Genomic DNA, 16742 nt, shown 5'->3' with positions numbered 1-16742 from the left:
AGGCGCTTTTCAACTTTGAACGTTCAACTCAAATAATCCCCGCATCCAGCCCCGCTGCCAGATACATCCCCAGCTCCTCCACCTTGGCTTCAAACGCATCTTGCCAGTCGCCGCGTAGCACCAGTGGATCCTGCACCCAGTTCCAGCGTAATCCTGTGACGATGGTCTCCACTGCACGCCGGGTGCCGGTGCCGTCGTGGCCGGCGCGGATGTAGATCGCACAGGGCAACCCCTGTTTTTCTTCCAGCACTGGATAGTAGCTGCGGTCAAAGAAATCCTTGAGAGTTCCGCTCATGTAGCCCAGGTTTTCGGTGGTGCCGAGCAGAATGGCATCACAGGTCCGAACATCCTCCGGTCCCGCCTCCAGTGGTGCCTTCACCGTCACGCAGACGTTCTCGATATCCTCATGCCCGGCCCCGCGGGCCGCAGCCTCGCGCAGCTTGAGCGTATTGGGTGAGGGGGCGTGGGCGACAATCAGTAGATGTTTCATGATCCGAATATTCAACGCGGTCGATGGAGGCAGCATATCAGCTGCTCCTCACGCCTCAACATAGTTCAACGGCAGCGCCGCCGTATCCACCACCCGCCGCATGACAAAGCTGGAATGCACCCCGCTGACGCCTTCAATGCGGGTGATCTGGTTGAGCAGAAAATGTTGGTAGGCGTCGATATCCGGTACCACCACTTTCAGCAGGTAATCCGCATCCTGTCCGGTAACCAGATAGCACTGCTGGACCTCCGGAAAGCTGGCCACCTTGTCCTCGAAGTTGGCGAAGCGCTCCGGGGTATGGCGATCCATGCTGATCTGGATCACCACGGTCAGATCCAGCCCCAGCTTGCGGGCATCCAGCACGGTTTCCCGTTTGATGATGATGCCGGCCGCTTCCAGCTTCTGTACCCGCCGTGAGCAGGGCGAGGGCGACAGGCCCACGGCTTCCGCCAGCTGCTGGTTGCTCAGGCCGCCATTGCCCTGCAGCGCTTCAAGAATGCGCAGGTCGGTGCGATCCAGTTTTGCCAGTTCTGACGTCTTCATGTGTGGTTTCTCTCGTGATCTGCGATTTTTGGCAATAATATTGCCAATAAAGCCGAAATCGGGCTGATAAAGCAAGCACATTGCGCGCGTTGCGCCGTAAAGTATCTCTCGTAGGGTGATGACGCAGACGGCCACAAGCCAGGCGCCTCTCTTTGCCGCTACCGGTGCCTACCGGCGCCCTGATCGACAACTAAGGAGTTATTCAGAGGCTCCTTAAGATCACGACATGATTGTTGGCCGCATCAAGCAGTATCCCTGGGAGAGCCGGTTAGACATTCTGGGGGGCAGAGTCTGCCCCTTTTTACTTTGAGGATTCGACATGAGCTTTGATCACACCAAATACCAGCCATTTCCTGTTATCGACAAGCCCGACCGACGTTGGCCGAGCCAGCGGATCGAGAAAGCCCCCCTGTGGGCGGCGGTGGACCTGCGTGACGGTAACCAGGCGCTGATCAAGCCCATGTCCGTGGCCCAGAAACGCACCTTCTTCCAGATGCTGGTGGAGCTCGGTTTCAAGGAAATCGAGGTGGGTTTCCCGTCTGCCAGCCAGATCGATTTCGACTTTTGCCGTGCCTTGATCGAAGAGGATCTGGTGCCCGATGACGTGCACATTCAGGTACTGACCCAGGCCCGGGAAGACCTGATCGCGCGGACCTTTGAATCGTTGAAGGGTGCAAAAAACGCCATCGTGCATATCTACAATGCCACCTCGCCCACCTTCCGTGAGCAGGTGTTCAATGTGGACAAGGCAGGCTGCAAGACCATTGCCGTGCGGGCGGCCGAATGGGTGCGTGACTTCGCCGCGCAGCAGCCCGATACCCACTGGAGCTTCCAGTATTCCCCGGAAACTTTCAGTGCCACCGAGACCGATTTCGCCATCGAAGTGATCGATGCGGTGAACGCGGTATGGCGCCCGGACCAGGGCCAGCGGGTGATCATCAACTTGCCGGCCACTGTCGAGGTGAGCACCCCCAATGTGTTTGCTGATCAGGTGGAGCTGGTCCACGAAAAGATTCAGTACCGCGATGATGTGATCATCAGCGTGCATACCCACGATGACCGGGGCTGCGGTGTGGCTGCGGCTGAAATGGCGGTGATGGCTGGCGCTGACCGGGTGGAAGGCACCTTGCTGGGTAACGGTGAACGCACCGGCAACATGGATCTGGTGACCGCCGGTATGAACCTGTACAGCCAGGGGATCGACCCGCAGATCGACTTCTCGCGAATGAAGGAAATCGTCGCGTTGGTGGAAGAGATTACCGACATCCAGACACACCCGCGCCATCCCTACGCAGGGGATCTGGTGTTCAGCGCCTTCTCCGGCAGCCATCAGGATGCCATTCGCAAATGCCTGGCCCGGTATCAGGAAGGCGATATCTGGAACGTGGCCTATCTGCCTATCGATCCTGCGGATGTGGGGCGCCGCTACGAAGAAGTGGTGCGCATTAATTCCCAGTCCGGCAAGGGGGGCGTGGCCCACGTGCTGGAGCGGGATTTCGGCATCGACTTGCCGCGCTGGTTGCAGCAGGAGCTGGCCAAGGTGGTACAGCAGGACGCCGAGGAAGACGGTGGCGAAATTACCAGCGAGCGCGTGCACCGTCGTTTCAACAGCGACTACCTGAGTGTGCCAATGGGGTGGGTGTTGCGTTCCTACGATCTGAATCGCAGCAACGATCAGGTGCAGGCACAGATCAGTATTGGCGATAACAGCCAGCCGGTGACCTTGTTGTCCGGCCGCGGAGACGGTGCCATGTCAGCGTTGGTGGATGCCCTGAACCGTCGCATTGGTGGTGACGTCAAAGTGGTGTCGTTCGACGAGTATTCGTTGGGCGACAACACCGAAGCCAACGCCATGGCCTGTGTGCGGGTGCAGGTGGGGGAGACCGTGCAGAGCGCGGTGGCCACCGCGGCCGACACGACCGCTGCGGCCTTGCAGGCGATCCTGTCTGCTGTGGGGCGCGTGCAGGCTGCCGCCGAGGTTCGCGACGTCGTCGACGCCTGAGGGAACACAACACCGCCTTGATGGGGCGGTGTTTGTAGTGGGAACTCGTCTGCGAGAGTGTGCTGATCGTGGGCGGATCGCTTGCAGGCACGCTCCTGCAGGTTGTTTCCCTGCCAGCCTTTCCTGCTCTCTTCTCGCGGTGGTTCCTCCGCGAATAAAGACCGGGGCGAGAGCCGTCGCGGTCGGGCGACCGCTCCCACTTGACTGCCCTGCCGATTGAGAGGGTCAGCCGAGAAACGTGGTCAGCACCCGGCCCAGTAACAGGCGAGCCTGATCGAAGCGCGGTGTCTTGCCCAGCAGCGTGTCGCGCGGTTCTACCCACTGGCCAGGTGAGAGATCGTCTGGGCACGCCTCGCAAAGCGCCTCGGCATTCTCTTGTGCCAGCTCCAGATGGAACTGCAGCGCCAGCACATTATCCCCGTAACGAAACGCCTGGTTCGCGCAGCCGTCGCTTTCCAGTAGCGGTACAGCACCCTGCGGAATAGCAAAGGTGTCACCATGCCAATGCAGTACCTGGGGTTGGCTGGCAAACAGTTTGCCGATGCTGTCCGTAACGCCCTGACGGGTGGGGCGCACGGCAAACCAGCCCACCTCTTTGTCCGGGTTGGCGGTGACAGCGGCGCCCAGCACCCGGGCAATCAGTTGTGCCCCGAGGCAGACCCCCAGTACCTTTTTTCCGGCCGCGATGCTTTCCCGAATCAGGGCCTTTTCGGCCGCCATCCAGGGGTGATCGCTTTCGTCATCGGCGCCCATGGGGCCCCCCATGACAATCAGTACATCGAAGTCATCCACCCCGGGAAGCGGGTCGCCCTGGTAGAGCAGGGAGTGGCTGATGCTGGCATCCCGCTCCCGGAACCAGTCGGCCATGGTGCCAAGTTGTTCAAAGGGAACATGGGACAGGTAATGAATGCGCATGGCCGCTCCTGGTCGGTTCAGAAATAGATGGCCTGAAAGCTGGCCACCGCCTGGTCTTCGGCGTCGAACAACGTCAGTAACTCACCTTCAACACGATAACGCCGGGTATGTTTCAGGGCATCCATCATCCCGGATTCGGTGTTCATGTCCGGGCAAGCCTTGCGGGTCAGCCCCAGCTGCGACAGCGCCAGGTTGTCACCCTGTTGTTCGTACTGGCCTTGCAAGGTGTTACAGCCTGCCAGGCCGCGGACGCTGCTGTCGTTGCCGAACACCAGGTGTGGTGGGCGCTCTTGATCGGCAGTGCTCACGGCGTTGTCGCCCAGGTGGGTCAGCTGCCAATGGGTATTGGCAAACTCGGCAGTGGGTTGTTCGCAGGCGCTTTTCAGGGCCTCAAACGCATAGCTTTCCACGCTGAGGGCAGCTTCAGTGCTGCCTGCTTGCTGCCCCGGCACCTTGCGCACCAGGCCGCTGATGGTGGCCTGACGGGGTTGGTGCGGGTACTCCGCGCTATCCTGAAAATCTTCCAGAATCGCTTCCTGCTGCGGGCCAGTCAGCAGCAGACGCCGGTCGGTGTTGCAGGGGATGAAAACCGTTCGACCGGCTTGCCATACGAGGGTGCCGGCCAGTGTCTCGCTGTCCGTCATGACGGCGCTGAGTGCCAGCACAGCGGGATCGAAACCATTGGTCTTATAGGTCACGGTCAGTGGCTCGGAGCGGTAGTAGATGCCGCCGCTGGCCAGCACCTGGGCAAACAATTGGTACTCGCTATCTGCGTCCAGGGCCCCGGAGGGGAAGTACAACCGGAACGGCGGGACGGGCTCGCCGGCGTCGAGCGGGATGACCCGTTTCACGACGATGTCGCTATCGGTCAACAGGGATACGGTCAGGAATGCCTGATCCGGCAGTTCGCTGTCTGGTGGCAGCTGGATCTCACCACTCAAGTGACCGACCGCCGCATTGCTGCGCGTGTAGGTGCCGCTGAACTGTGGTTCGCTAGCCGGTGTGTTGCTGTCTGTGTCTTGCGTTGCCGATGCTGGGCTCGGGTTCAGTGTAAGCGTGTCGCCCTGTTGCAGGCCCTCTCGTGAGACCCGCTCCACGGTCATGGCTTCAGAATCCAGGAATTGCAGCGAGAACTGACCGTCATTGTTGTCCCAGTGCAGCCCCTGGCGATTGGCATCATTGGGCAGATAAAGGTCGCCATTGTTTTCCAATACCAGAATCTGTTCTTCCTGTTGCCAGACCCCTGCCACCGGGTTGCCGGTGTCTACCGTCGCCGGCTGGCTGGCGGGTGAGGAGGGTGTATTGTCATCACAGCCTGTCAGCGCCAGGGCGCCTAAAAAAAACAGGGCATACTGCTTCATTGAGAGGTTCCTTCAAGGGTGCCTTCGGTGCTCGTGTCTTGAGCCGGGTCGTTGGTGGTGTCGATGGATTGTACCGGGAGCGTATTGCGGCCAGGGTTGGCCGGTTGCTCAACAGGAGCGGCCTCTGGTGTCGAGCCCGGTTGTGCTGGGGTGTCGGTAGACACCGAGGGAGCCGGCACCGGTGCTTGCGTGTCCGTGTCGCTTTTTTCAGCAGGCTCAGGAGCTGGGCTGGCAGGCCACACATTGAGCGCCGGGTCCGGGATACGCACCAGCTGCATTTGCTCCAGAATCCAGTTGGCGCGCTGATTGAGATGGTCGGTTGGGCCTTTGAAATCGTAGTAGTTTGGGCGCGGTAGCATGGCGGCGAGCTGGGCGGCCTGAAACGGACTCAACTGTGCTGCGCTCACCTGGAAATGGTGGCGGGCCGCAGCCTCGGCACCATAAATCTGGTGGCCCCACTGGGCCATATTCAGATACAGCTCCAGAATCCGGCGTTTGCTCAGGCAGATCTCCAGCAGTACGGCAATCATGGCTTCCTGGGCTTTGCGCAGATAGGAGCGCTTGCCGGAGAGATACAGGTTCTTGGCGAGCTGCTGGGTAATGGTGGACCCCCCGGCAACGGGCTTGCCGGCTTCCATGTTGCGTTTGATGGCATAGCGAATGCCGTCCCAGTCGAAGCCGGTGTGCTCGGTAAAGCGGGCATCCTCGGAAATCAACACGGCGCGCTTCAGGTAGTCGCTGATCTGATCATAGTCGCGCCAGGACTGCTGCACCTTCCCTTGGGCCTCGGCGCGCTCCATATAGGCGCTCTGGGTTGGGTTATGGTGCTGTAAGCGCATGACCAGCCCGGTATACCAGAGCACGTAAAGCCCCAGGCCCATGGCCAGTAGTGCAAGCAGTTGTCCGAATCGTCTTCTCAGCCTCATGGTCAGCCCGGTGGGGCAGCAGTCTCCCTTGATCTGGGGGCAGGCTTGGCACGAACGCCATGGCCTGATGCTTCAGGAGCTTCTGAATCAGGTCTTGCGGGTTCAGCATGACCCGGAGACAAGGCGCAGCAGATGGGCGCTCGGGGCCTCGGGGCAGTCTGAAAGACGGCGTGATTCAGAGGCTTTCGTTGTTACAGGCCCCCAATTGTCGGTGAAAGTTCCATTTTTGTCAGGTCATGGTGGTAAGCTGTCCCAAGGCAGTTCAAATAGTAATCAAAAGAATAATTCTGCTGGATGCAAATAATGTCGCTACTGCTGATCGGGGCAGCAATGATCTCCGGGGTTCTACTGGGGCTGATGGGGTTTTCGTGGCTGTTGAAGAAACGTCATGGGCAGCGAATGGCCGCCCTGGAACATCGGTCCCGATTGCTGGTGGAGCAGGCGGCCACCGGAATGGCGTTTTTAGACTCTTCGGGTAAGTGGGTACATGCTAACCCCTCGTTTCTCTCCTTTCTTGGAATTGATCGTTCTCGGCTGAAGGGCAGGAGCCTTGTTTCTCTGGTTTATCCGGATGACATGCCGTGCTTGCCGGATTTATCCCGCTTCAATATTGGTGGCCAACCCTTTGTCGAGGAGCTGCGTTTTGCAGGGCCTGAGGGCAGCATCAGGTGGGCCCGGCTCACCCTGTCGCTGATTGAGCCGCAGCTGTACCTCATTCAGATTGACCCGATCCAGGCGACCAAGGATGCCGAGAAGGCCTTGCAGGAGAACCGTCGCCGGCTGGAGCTGGCGGTAACCGCTGGCGGTGTTGGAATCTGGCAATATCATCTGGGACGCGATGAGCTGCTGTGGGACGACAAGATGTACGAGTTGTACGGTGTCACACCCGGCGGGGAAACCGAGGGAACCCTGGCCATGTGGAGCGACCGGGTACATCCAGACGATCTTCCGGCGGCAAACGAGGCGCTGGCAAAAGCCATTGATGAGCAGGGCGAGCTGGATATTGGCTTTCGGGTTTTTCGGCCAGATGGAGAGCGTTGTTTTATCCGTGCCAAGGCGGTTTATCTTCCTGGCGACGGAGATGGCATGGTGCTCGGAACCAACTGGGATATCACTGCCGAGCAGGCCATGCAGGCTTCGCTTGCCCGAGAGAAGGAACAGCTCAGAGTCACGCTGAGTTCCATTGCCGATGCGGTCATCGCTACCGACCACAACGGCATAATTACCTTCATGAACCCGATTGCTGAATCCCTGACCGGCTGGCGAGAAAAAGAGGCTTGTGGTCAGCATGTGGACAGTGTCCTGGTGTTGTCCACGGAAGAGCGACGGGGGCCCAAAATCAGCCCTGTCAGTGTGGCCCTGAATGGGGGCGATGTTTGTTTTCTGAGAGAAGGGTCATTCCTTCTGAGTCGTGACGGTAGCCGTTACGAAATCCAGGATTCTGCCGCGCCCCTTAAAGACAATGCCGGTGTGGTGACTGGCGCCGTCATGGTATTCAGGGATGTGACCACCCGGCGTGCCATGCAGAAAAAACTCCGCTATCACGCAACCCATGATTCTCTCACCGGGCTTACCAACCGGCGGGAATTCGAGAATATCCTCCAGCTCACACTCGATGAGCGAGAGAAAGAGCAGGGCATGCTCTGCTTTATTGACCTGGACCGTTTCAAAGTGGTCAATGATACGGCGGGGCATGTGGCCGGGGATGCGTTGCTGCGTGAGTGCGCCCGGGTTATCGCGCGTCAGATCCGGGACGGCGATGTACTGGCCAGGCTCGGTGGGGATGAGTTCGGGCTGCTGTTACGCGGTTGTCCTGCCGATCAGGCGGTGCAGATTGCCGAACGGTTGATACAGGCGCTTGATGAGATGCGCTTTGCCTGGAAGGACTCGCTCTACGATATTGGCGGCAGTGTTGGTCTGGTGCAACTGGATGAAAATGTTGCCACCGTGGAAGAGGCGATGAGCCGGGCAGACGTTGCCTGTTATGCGGCCAAGCACCGTGGCCGAGGGCAGGTGTCGGTGTACACACCGGATGACAGTGAAGCCTCTCGCCGGCATGTTGAGTTACAGATGGCCGCTGGCTTGCGGGAATCGTTGGAAGCGAACCGGTTCCTGTTGTTTGCCCAGGAGATACGGCCGATTGCCAATCCCGATTGCCCCGGGCATTACGAAATCCTGCTGCGACTGCGTGACAGGAATGGTGACATTCTGAATCCCGGTGCCTTTATCCCGGCGGCAGAGCGCTACCAGATGATGCCGCACATCGACCGCTGGGTACTCACTCAATTGCTGGTCAAACTCGGTGAGCAGCTGCTGGCGTATCCAAAGTTGAATCTCGCAATCAACTTGTCGGCGACCTCCCTGGATGATCCCTCGTTTATTCCCTTCCTGGATGAGTTGCTGGCGGCAACACCGGTGCCGCCCCAGCGGCTCACCTTTGAAATTACCGAGACGACGGTGGTGAACCAGCTCTCTACCGCCAGTGAGGTTCTGAGCCGATTGCGCGAGCAGGGCTGTAAGGTCGCACTGGATGATTTTGGCAGTGGTTTCAGTTCTTTCAATTACCTCAAGCATTTTCCGGTAGATTTCATCAAGATTGATGGCAGCTTTGTCCGCAACCTGATGTTCTCCAGTGTCGATCACACCATTGTGGAATCGATTAATGAGGTGGCGCACCGTTTGGGAGTGAAGACCGTTGCCGAATATGTGGAGGACGACGCCCTGATACCGGTGTTACAGAAAGCCGGTGTGGACTACGTTCAGGGCTACGCGATCGGGCGCCCACAGCCCCTGGATTACTTGCTGGAGCAACTTTCCAAACCGGCGCAGCCGGATCAGCCGAAAAACAGGGCAATGGCGTCACCCCGATCCTCATAATACGGGCTGGTGCTGTGCCATCTTTGAGCAGTTGCCGGCACCTTCTTCCGTGTTTACCCGCCGCCCGTTGGGCAGGGGAGGGTGTCTGCATACGTCAGCGCGAATGACGGTGACGTCGCGCTTCCCCCTCCACCCTGCCGTCCTGAAACGGTGCTCGATCTGACCCTCTCCCTGAGCCGCATTCGAGGATCTGCCCGCCGGGCCCCTGCCTGTGGTTCGGCAAAGCCCGTTACAGCGGGGCGTACCCGGCATGCTTGAAAAGTACCCGCGCCGGCGGCATCTGATAACACGAGGCATGAGCGCGGGACATGCTCTGTTAGGTAATTCCTATGGATGCCATAAATGCTTTTGAATTTACCAATTGCCAAGAATTACGCATCCTGTCTCTGGCCTAAACGACTTAATGACCAACACCTAGGGAGTCTTAGACACATGGCACTTATCAACAGTGAGATCAAACCGTTCAACGCCACCGCATTCAAGCAGGGCGAATTCGTTGAGATCTCTGAAGCAGACGTAAAAGGCAAGTGGGCGATCTTCTTCTTCTACCCGGCCGACTTCACTTTCGTTTGCCCCACCGAGCTGGGCGACGTGGCTGACAAGTACGAAGAGCTGCAGAAGATGGGCGTGGAAGTGTTCTCTGTCTCCACCGACACCCACTTCACCCACAAAGCGTGGCACGACACGTCTGACACCATCGGCAAGATCAACTACTACATGGTTGGCGACCAGACCGGCACCATCACCAACAACTTTGAAGTGATGCGTGAAGGCCAGGGCCTGGCAGATCGTGCGACCTTCCTGGTCGATCCGGATGGCATCATCCAGGCCATGGAAATTACTGCCGAAGGTATCGGCCGTGACGCGGACGACCTGCTGCGCAAAGTGAAAGCGGCCCAGTACGTCCGTAACCATCCCGGCGAAGTGTGCCCGGCCAAATGGAAAGAAGGCGAAGCTACTCTGGCCCCGTCTCTCGACCTGGTCGGCAAGATCTAAACCGGCCTCACCCACTCCCTGATTTTCCTCCATGTATGGAGGCTCCTCTCCCCTGTCATGGGGGAGGGGCAGGGGGAGGGTTTGCCTTCATGTCACTGAATACTGAATCACGTTAAGGGAATACACATGCTCACGAATGAAATTTTGCAGGCTCTCAAGGGCTACGCCGCCAACATGCAGAAGAAAGTCACTTTCGTGCTGCAAAGCGGATCCCATGACAAGCGCGACGAACTGGCCAGCTTCCTTTCTGATATTGCCGGTGTCAGTGACAACCTGGCGTTTGAAGAACGCGATCTGGGTGACACACTGCGCAGCCCGATCAGTTTCCTGCTGGAAGCCGACGGTGAAGACACCGGTATCCGTTTCTCCGGTATTCCCGCAGGCCACGAATTCAATTCCCTGGTGCTGGCTTTTTTGCAGGCATCCGGGACCGATATCAAACTGGATGACAGCCTCCAGCGTATGGTGGCAGGCGCCAAAGGCGAGCTGAACTTTGAAGTGTTCATCAGTCTCAGCTGTCACAACTGCCCGGATGTGGTCCAGGCGTTGAACCAGTTTGCACTGCTTAATCCGAATATCACGGCAGAGATGATCGACGGCGGCCTGTATCAGGACGTGGTAAGCGAGCGTGATATTCAAGGTGTGCCCAGTGTCTACCTGAATGGCGAACTGTTCGCCAATGGCAAGGTGACCGCTGCCGAGCTGATCGACAAGCTCATGGCGCACGACCCGACCCTCGCCCAGGCGGGCGCGGGCGAAAAACTGCCGCTGCAGGACGTGACCGTCATTGGGGGTGGCCCGGCGGGTGTCGCCTCTGCGATTTACAGTGCCCGTAAAGGCCTGAAAGTGACCCTGATTGCCGACCGTATTGGCGGCCAGGTGAAAGACACCATGGACATCGAGAACCTGATCTCGGTGAAGAAGACTACCGGTCCGGAATTGTCTGGCGCCCTGCAAGCGCACATGAACGAATACGATGTCACCGTGAAAGAGCACCTGAAGGTGGCACGCGTTGAAAAAGGGGAAATCAAAAAGGTCGTGCTGTCTTCCGGTGAAGAGATCGACACCAAGACCCTTATCGTCGCCACCGGCGCCAAATGGCGCGAGCTGGGTGTGCCCGGCGAGAAAGAGAACGTGGGCAACGGCGTGGCCTACTGCCCGCACTGTGATGGGCCCTTCTTCAAAGGCAAGGATGTGGCGGTGATCGGTGGCGGTAACTCTGGTATCGAAGCGGCCCTGGATCTGGCCGGCATCGTGAAGTCGGTGACCGTGTTCGAATTCATGCCGGAGCTGAAGGCCGACAAGGTGCTGGTCGACAAGGCAGAAGAAAAAGCCAACGTCACCATTCACAAGAATGTGGCCACCCGTGAAATCAAGGCGACCAATGGCAAGGTCAGCGCTATCGAGTTTGTGGATCGCGCGACCGAAGAAGTGAAAGAGCTGCCATTGGAAGGTGTGTTCGTGCAGATCGGTCTGGTGCCCAACAGCGAGTTCCTGGGCGATGTGGTGGCCCGCACCCGCTTTGGTGAGATCGAGATCAACGAAAAATGCCAGACCTCCGAGGAAGGCATTTACGCAGCTGGCGACGTCACCACCGTGCCGTACAAGCAGATCGTGATCAGCATGGGTGAAGGCGCCAAGGCTTCGCTGGCCGCCTTTGAATACCTGATGACCCAGGGCGATCGACTCGAAGCCCTGTACGAGAAGAGCAAGGACGAGCAGAAGGAATCTGCCGTCGCCTGACCCGCAGGCGCTCACCCGCGGAACCCCCAAAAGCCACCGCATTGCGGTGGCTTTTGGGTTTATGTGCAGAGTCGTCAGTGCAGGCGTAGAGGTCTTCACCTTTCCTGTACAGGCTGTCTTCCATCATGCCCCGTAAAGGTGAATATCCGCAGGGGGCATGGGTGAAAATCGGTATCATTCTCGGCGATCAGCTCAGCCTGAGCTTGCCAACCCTTGCGCACCTGGATAAACAGCGGGACAGGCTGGTCATGGCCGAACTGGCCGATGAAGCCACTTATGTAAAGCATCACAAGCAGAAGATCGCCCTGATCTTCAGTGCCATGCGCCACTTCGCCACCGACCTGCAGCAGCAGGGCTGGCAGGTGGATTACTACCCGTACGGCGAGCACCGTCACCGCGATTTCGAGTCCTTGCTGGCCGACCATTATCGAGAGGCGCAAGGCATCGTGGTCACCCATTGTGGTGAGTACCGCTTGCAGCAACGCATCGATCAACAGTGGTCTGCGTCCTGCGGGGTAGAGGTGACTTGCCTCGATGACACACGTTTTCTGTGTGCCCCCGGTTTTTTCCCGCGCTGGGCGGCGGGCAAGAAACAGCTGCGCATGGAATTCTTTTATCGCGAAATGCGTCGCCATACTTCCCTGCTGATGGAAGGAAGCGAGCCGGTCGGCGGCAAGTGGAATTTCGACAGCAGCAACCGCCAACCCTACAAGGGCAAGACGCCACTGCCACCTGTCCTGACCTTTACACGCGATGCGATAGACGAGCAGGTGCTGGCGCTGGTGGCGGAGCATTTCGCCGATCACCCCGGTTCACTGCAGCATTTCCAGTGGGGCACCACTAGCCGGCAGGCGCAGCAGGCGCTGGCGTATTTTATCGAACACCGGTTGCCGTGCTTTGGCGACTACCAGGATGCCATGGTCACCGGCGAGGACACCCTGTTTCATAGCTTGCTGTCCCCTTACCTTAATCTTGGTCTGCTTGATCCCATGGCCGTCTGCCAGGCCGCAGAGCAGGCCTATTATGATGGCGATGCGCCACTCAATGCGGTGGAAGGGTTCATTCGCCAAATCCTTGGCTGGCGGGAATATGTGCGCGGAATCTACTGGCTGTTGATGCCGGATTACGCAAAGGAAAACCGGCTGGGTAATCACCGGCCTCTGCCGTCGTACTATTGGACCGGCGAGACCAAAATGCACTGCATGGCGGAGTGCTTTCGCAATACGCTTGAGCATGCCTACGCTCATCATATTCAGCGACTTATGGTCACCGGTAACTTCGCGTTGTTGTTGGGTGTGCTGCCCGATGCGATCTGCCAGTGGTATCTGGAGGTCTATGCCGATGCGTTTGACTGGGTGGAATTGCCCAACACCCTTGGCATGGTGATGCATGCCGATGGCGGCTACCTGGGGAGCAAGCCCTACGCCGCCTCGGGCAGTTACATCAATCGCATGTCGGATTATTGCAAGCACTGCCAGTACGATGTCAAAACCGCTAGCGAGTCAGACAGTTGTCCTTTTAATAGCCTGTACTGGCATTTTATTCACCGGCATCGTGGACAATTTTCCACTAACCACCGGATGAAAATGATTTACCGCAATCTTGATCGCATGGACAGCGACAAGGTGAATGCCATGCTCACGCGAGCGGAATCCTTGCTGGCCAACCCGGACCTGTTATGACCGCCAGGACCGCAAGTGCGAAATGGAAAGGTAACAAGGCCGCCTTGCCCAGCAAGATCTGCACGGTCTGTCATCGCCCGTTCCAGTGGCGAAAAAAATGGGAAAAGCACTGGCACGAGGTGGTTTATTGCAGCCAACGGTGTCGTCGCGGGCGCGGCGCTCGCGTACGCCGGCAGATTGAAACACCATGATCACGGTAGTGTGGTTTCGCCAGGACCTGCGCGTCCACGATCAGCCCTTGCTGCATCGGGCGGCGGCACTGGGGGCGCCGGTGGTCCCCTTGTATGTGTTGCCTGCTCACTGGACAGTCCCCGGGCCGGAAGGTGAAGACCGGCTTGGGGCGCCCAAGTCGGCATTTCTGGAGGAGTGCCTTGCGGATTTGTCCCTGTCGCTGGAGGCCCTCGGGTTAGCGCTGGTTACCGTGGTTGCGTCGCCTGTGACGCTGCTTGACGATTGGCATCAGCGCGAACCCCTACAGGTGGTCACGGCTGAAGCGGATGCCCCGGAGGAAGCGCAGGCCATTGCGTCGTTGCGGGCCCGGGGGCTAACGGTTCACGAGGTCGGTTCGCGGACATTGCTGGCCGCCACAGCGTTGCCCTGGCAAGGCACGTTTCCTGCCACCTTCAGCCGTTTTCGTCGTCAGGTTGAGCGTCATTCGGGCCCCTTCGTCGACAGGCCGGAGGGGAAGCCTCCCGCGCTGGGCTCTGCCCTCGCGCCCCCCGTGCCAGCAGGGACAAAGGGGGTGGCTCCCGTGCTGGCACAACGGCGTGCCGGCTGGCAGCGTTGCGATAAAGACTATTTCTCCCTGCCCGGGGGAGAGCAGAGCGCCCGGCAGTGGCTGCAACGCTATCTCTTTGACGCGCGGCACATTGCCCATTACAAGCAGACACGCAATCAGCTGATCGGCGAGGGCTACTCCAGTCGGCTCAGTGCCGCGCTGGCCTGGGGCTGCCTGTCGGTACGGCAGATCTGGCACGCGATCCTCGAGTATGAACAGCACTATGGAGCGAACAGCCACAGCTATTGGCTGCGATTTGAACTGCTATGGCGTGAATTCTTCCACTGGTCCCTGCGTGAGCACGGCGTGCAGAGTTTTTGCTTTACCGGCCTGTCAGACCGCCAGGCTGAGCCCCCCTGCCTGGACTCGCTTGCGCAGCGACGCTGGCTGGCCTGGCAGTCCGCCACCACAGGGTTGCCCTTCATCGATGCCAGTCTGAGGGAGTTGCTGGCGACGGGATATGTATCCAATCGGGGACGTCAGGTATTGGCCAGTTTTCTGGTACAGGATTTGGGGTTGGACTGGCGCCTGGGGGCCCGCTGGTTTGAGCGCCACCTGGTGGATCATGATGTGGCGTCAAACTGGGGGAACTGGGCTTATATCGCGGGGTATGGGCATGATGCCCGTGGCGGTCGGCGTTTCAGTCCGACCCGCGAGTGGTGGCGTCATGACCCGGATGCGAGCTACCTGTATTACTGGTTGCCAGAACTGGCAGGGCTAAGCCGGGCAGCCTGTCTGGAATGCCATTTTCGTTCCGTGGATCAGTATCATGAGCTGGCGTATCCCGCGCCGGTCATTTCCCTGCCGGATTCTGACCGGGTTGTGTCATGACCGTGCAAGTGGTCTGGTTCAAACGCGATCTGCGCATCCGTGATCACTGGCCTTTGGCTAATGCCTGTCGGGCTGGGCCGGTATTGCCGCTGTACATTATTGAGCCCGCGTACTGGCAGCAACCCGATAGCAGTGCCCGGCAATGGGCGTTTATTGCTGAAAGTCTGCGCGAGCTGCGCAATCAGCTGGCCACCCTGGGTTTGCCTCTGTGGGTGGTGGAGGGGGATGCGCAAGCCGTGTTGAGCGGGCTGCACAAACGGTTTGCGGGCATCGCCCTGCACAGTCATCAGGAATATGGCGTGGCATGGACCTATCGCCGCGACCGACAGATCAAACAATGGTGTCAGCAGCAGAGAGTGGAATGGGAGGAAACGCCGCCCTTTGGTGTAATGCGCCCATGCCTCGATCGCGACCTGTGGGGAAGTCACTGGCAAGCGTTCATGACCTCGCCTCAGGCCCCTTTGCCAACCGCAATCCAGGCCGCCGCGCCATCGCCGTCGTGGCCATCCTTGAATGCCCCGCGAGGCGTGGGCCGTGACCCTTGCCCCGGGCGTCAATGTGGCGGCGCAGAGACGGCTGAGTCGGTCTGGGCCAGTTTCCTGGAGCACCGGGCCAAAGGCTATCGTGGAGGTATCAGCGCCCCTCAACGGGCCGAGCACAGTGGCTCACGTATCAGTCCTTATCTGGCGTGGGGGTGTCTGAGTTTGCGTCAGGTTGTGCAACAGTTGTGGGAGGCGCAGGACGCTGCTCCGTCTGGTTCACTGTCTGCTGGCCTTGCGGCATTCGAGTCTCGCTTGTGGTGGCATTGCCACTTTATCCAGAAGCTCGAAGATCAGGTGGAGATGGAGCACCAAAGCCTGCATCCGGCGCTGCGTAACCTGCGCGAGGCGCCCGGCAATCCGGGCTGGTTACTGGCCTGGCAGCAGGGGCAAACCGGTTGGCCGCTGGTGGATGCCGCCATGCGCTACCTGCACCACCACGGCTGGATCAACTTCCGCATGCGCGCCATGTTGGTGTCCATGGCGTGCTATCCCCTGTGGCTGGACTGGCGGCAACCCGCCCTGCATCTGGCCCGGCTGTTTGTCGATTACGAACCCGGTATTCACTATCCCCAAGTGCAGATGCAAGCAGGGGTGACGGGCATCAATGCCTTGCGAATGTACAACCCCACGCTTCAGGCTCAAAAACTCGACCCCCAAGGACGATTTATCCGCCGTTGGGTGCCTGAACTCAGAGAGGTGTCGACCAGCTGGATTCACCAGCCATGGCGGATGGGCGCACGCCAGCAACAACACAGCGGGGTTCGCATTGGTGAGCACTATCCGGCCCCGTTGGTGGATTTTGACGTTGCGGTGCGTCACGCCAGAGCTCGCTTGGCTGAAGCCCGCCAGCAGGCCGGCTTTCGCGAGCAGAGCCGTGCGGTGAACCACCGCCACGGCAGTAGACGCCGGCGCACAAGGCCATCACGCCGCGCTGACGACGATCAGTTGCCGTTGTTCTGAAGGTCAGACCCGCGTGCATGTCGCGTGACCCAAAGTCACAAGCGCTTTTCTGGTGACACAAAAAAGCCGGCGCACCAGGAGGATAACGCCGGCAAT

General features: G+C 59.2%; 13 protein-coding genes. 8 read left to right on the top strand and 5 right to left on the bottom strand.

The genetic code is table 11. The annotated features are described in order from the left end of the window. Positions 1-28: 28 nt before the first annotated feature. Positions 29-490, bottom strand: coding sequence for a flavodoxin family protein (locus D4A39_RS05970; RefSeq protein ID WP_119918008.1), 462 nt, complete (start codon positions 488-490; stop codon positions 29-31). A 48-nt stretch (positions 491-538) separates the two neighbouring features. Then, positions 539-1033, bottom strand: coding sequence for an Lrp/AsnC family transcriptional regulator (locus D4A39_RS05965; protein ID WP_031226446.1), 495 nt, complete (start codon positions 1031-1033; stop codon positions 539-541). 319 nt (positions 1034-1352) lie between these two features. Here D4A39_RS05965 and D4A39_RS05960 point away from each other — a divergent pair, with 319 nt between their 5' ends. After that, the gene (locus D4A39_RS05960) at positions 1353-3035 is read left to right on the top strand and encodes a 2-isopropylmalate synthase (RefSeq protein ID WP_022985358.1); all 1683 of its coding nucleotides are present in this window, start codon (positions 1353-1355) and stop codon (positions 3033-3035) included. Between the two features lie 225 nt (positions 3036-3260). Here D4A39_RS05960 and D4A39_RS05955 read toward each other — a convergent pair whose 3' ends face one another. From D4A39_RS05955 to mtgA, 3 genes are read right to left on the bottom strand one after another with little or no spacing between them, the layout of a single operon-like run. Further along, complete coding sequence (locus tag D4A39_RS05955) at positions 3261-3950, bottom strand: type 1 glutamine amidotransferase (protein ID WP_022985357.1); 690 nt, start codon at positions 3948-3950, stop codon at positions 3261-3263. 17 nt (positions 3951-3967) lie between these two features. After that, a complete protein-coding gene (locus D4A39_RS05950) occupies positions 3968-5311 on the bottom strand; it encodes an META domain-containing protein (RefSeq protein ID WP_119917703.1) in 1344 nt (447 codons plus the stop codon). After that, positions 5308-6237: a monofunctional biosynthetic peptidoglycan transglycosylase gene (mtgA, locus tag D4A39_RS05945; RefSeq protein ID WP_233552429.1), complete on the bottom strand. Its 930-nt coding sequence runs from the start codon at positions 6235-6237 to the stop codon at positions 5308-5310. Before mtgA ends, D4A39_RS05950 begins: the two co-directional genes overlap by 4 nt. A gap of 303 nt (positions 6238-6540) precedes the next feature. Here mtgA and D4A39_RS05940 point away from each other — a divergent pair, with 303 nt between their 5' ends. The 7 genes from D4A39_RS05940 to D4A39_RS05910 all read left to right on the top strand — a co-directional run bounded on the left by D4A39_RS05940 (position 6541) and on the right by D4A39_RS05910 (position 16646). Then, entirely contained in the window at positions 6541-9114 is a 2574-nt protein-coding gene (locus D4A39_RS05940) for an EAL domain-containing protein (protein ID WP_022985353.1), read from the top strand. A 432-nt stretch (positions 9115-9546) separates the two neighbouring features. Then, on the top strand, positions 9547-10110 hold the full coding sequence (ahpC, locus tag D4A39_RS05935; RefSeq protein WP_022985352.1) for an alkyl hydroperoxide reductase subunit C: 564 nt from the start codon (positions 9547-9549) through the stop codon (positions 10108-10110). A gap of 126 nt (positions 10111-10236) precedes the next feature. Then, positions 10237-11853 carry an alkyl hydroperoxide reductase subunit F gene (gene ahpF, locus D4A39_RS05930; RefSeq protein WP_119917701.1) on the top strand — a complete coding sequence of 539 codons (1617 nt, stop codon included), beginning with the start codon at positions 10237-10239 and terminating at the stop codon, positions 11851-11853. 161 nt (positions 11854-12014) lie between these two features. Then, positions 12015-13535, top strand: coding sequence for a cryptochrome/photolyase family protein (locus D4A39_RS05925; protein WP_119918007.1), 1521 nt, complete (start codon positions 12015-12017; stop codon positions 13533-13535). Continuing rightward, a complete protein-coding gene (locus tag D4A39_RS18160; protein WP_119917700.1) occupies positions 13532-13726 on the top strand; it encodes a DUF2256 domain-containing protein in 195 nt (64 codons plus the stop codon). The genes D4A39_RS05925 and D4A39_RS18160 overlap by 4 nt, the downstream gene beginning before the upstream one ends. Next, positions 13723-15144 (top strand): DASH family cryptochrome, encoded by a 1422-nt coding sequence (locus D4A39_RS05915; RefSeq protein WP_022985349.1) that lies wholly within the window; start codon positions 13723-13725, stop codon positions 15142-15144. Before D4A39_RS18160 ends, D4A39_RS05915 begins: the two co-directional genes overlap by 4 nt. Further along, positions 15141-16646 (top strand): FAD-binding domain-containing protein, encoded by a 1506-nt coding sequence (locus tag D4A39_RS05910; RefSeq protein ID WP_119917699.1) that lies wholly within the window; start codon positions 15141-15143, stop codon positions 16644-16646. The genes D4A39_RS05915 and D4A39_RS05910 overlap by 4 nt, the downstream gene beginning before the upstream one ends. The last annotated feature ends 96 nt before the right edge of the window (positions 16647-16742 follow it).

Origin of the sequence: Alcanivorax profundi, from assembly GCF_003597125.1 — a bacterium.
Classification (GTDB): Bacteria; Pseudomonadota; Gammaproteobacteria; order Pseudomonadales; family Alcanivoracaceae; genus Alcanivorax; species Alcanivorax profundi.
The sequence above is the reverse complement of the archived record's forward strand: the minus strand, read 5'-3'. Positions and strand labels throughout refer to the sequence as shown.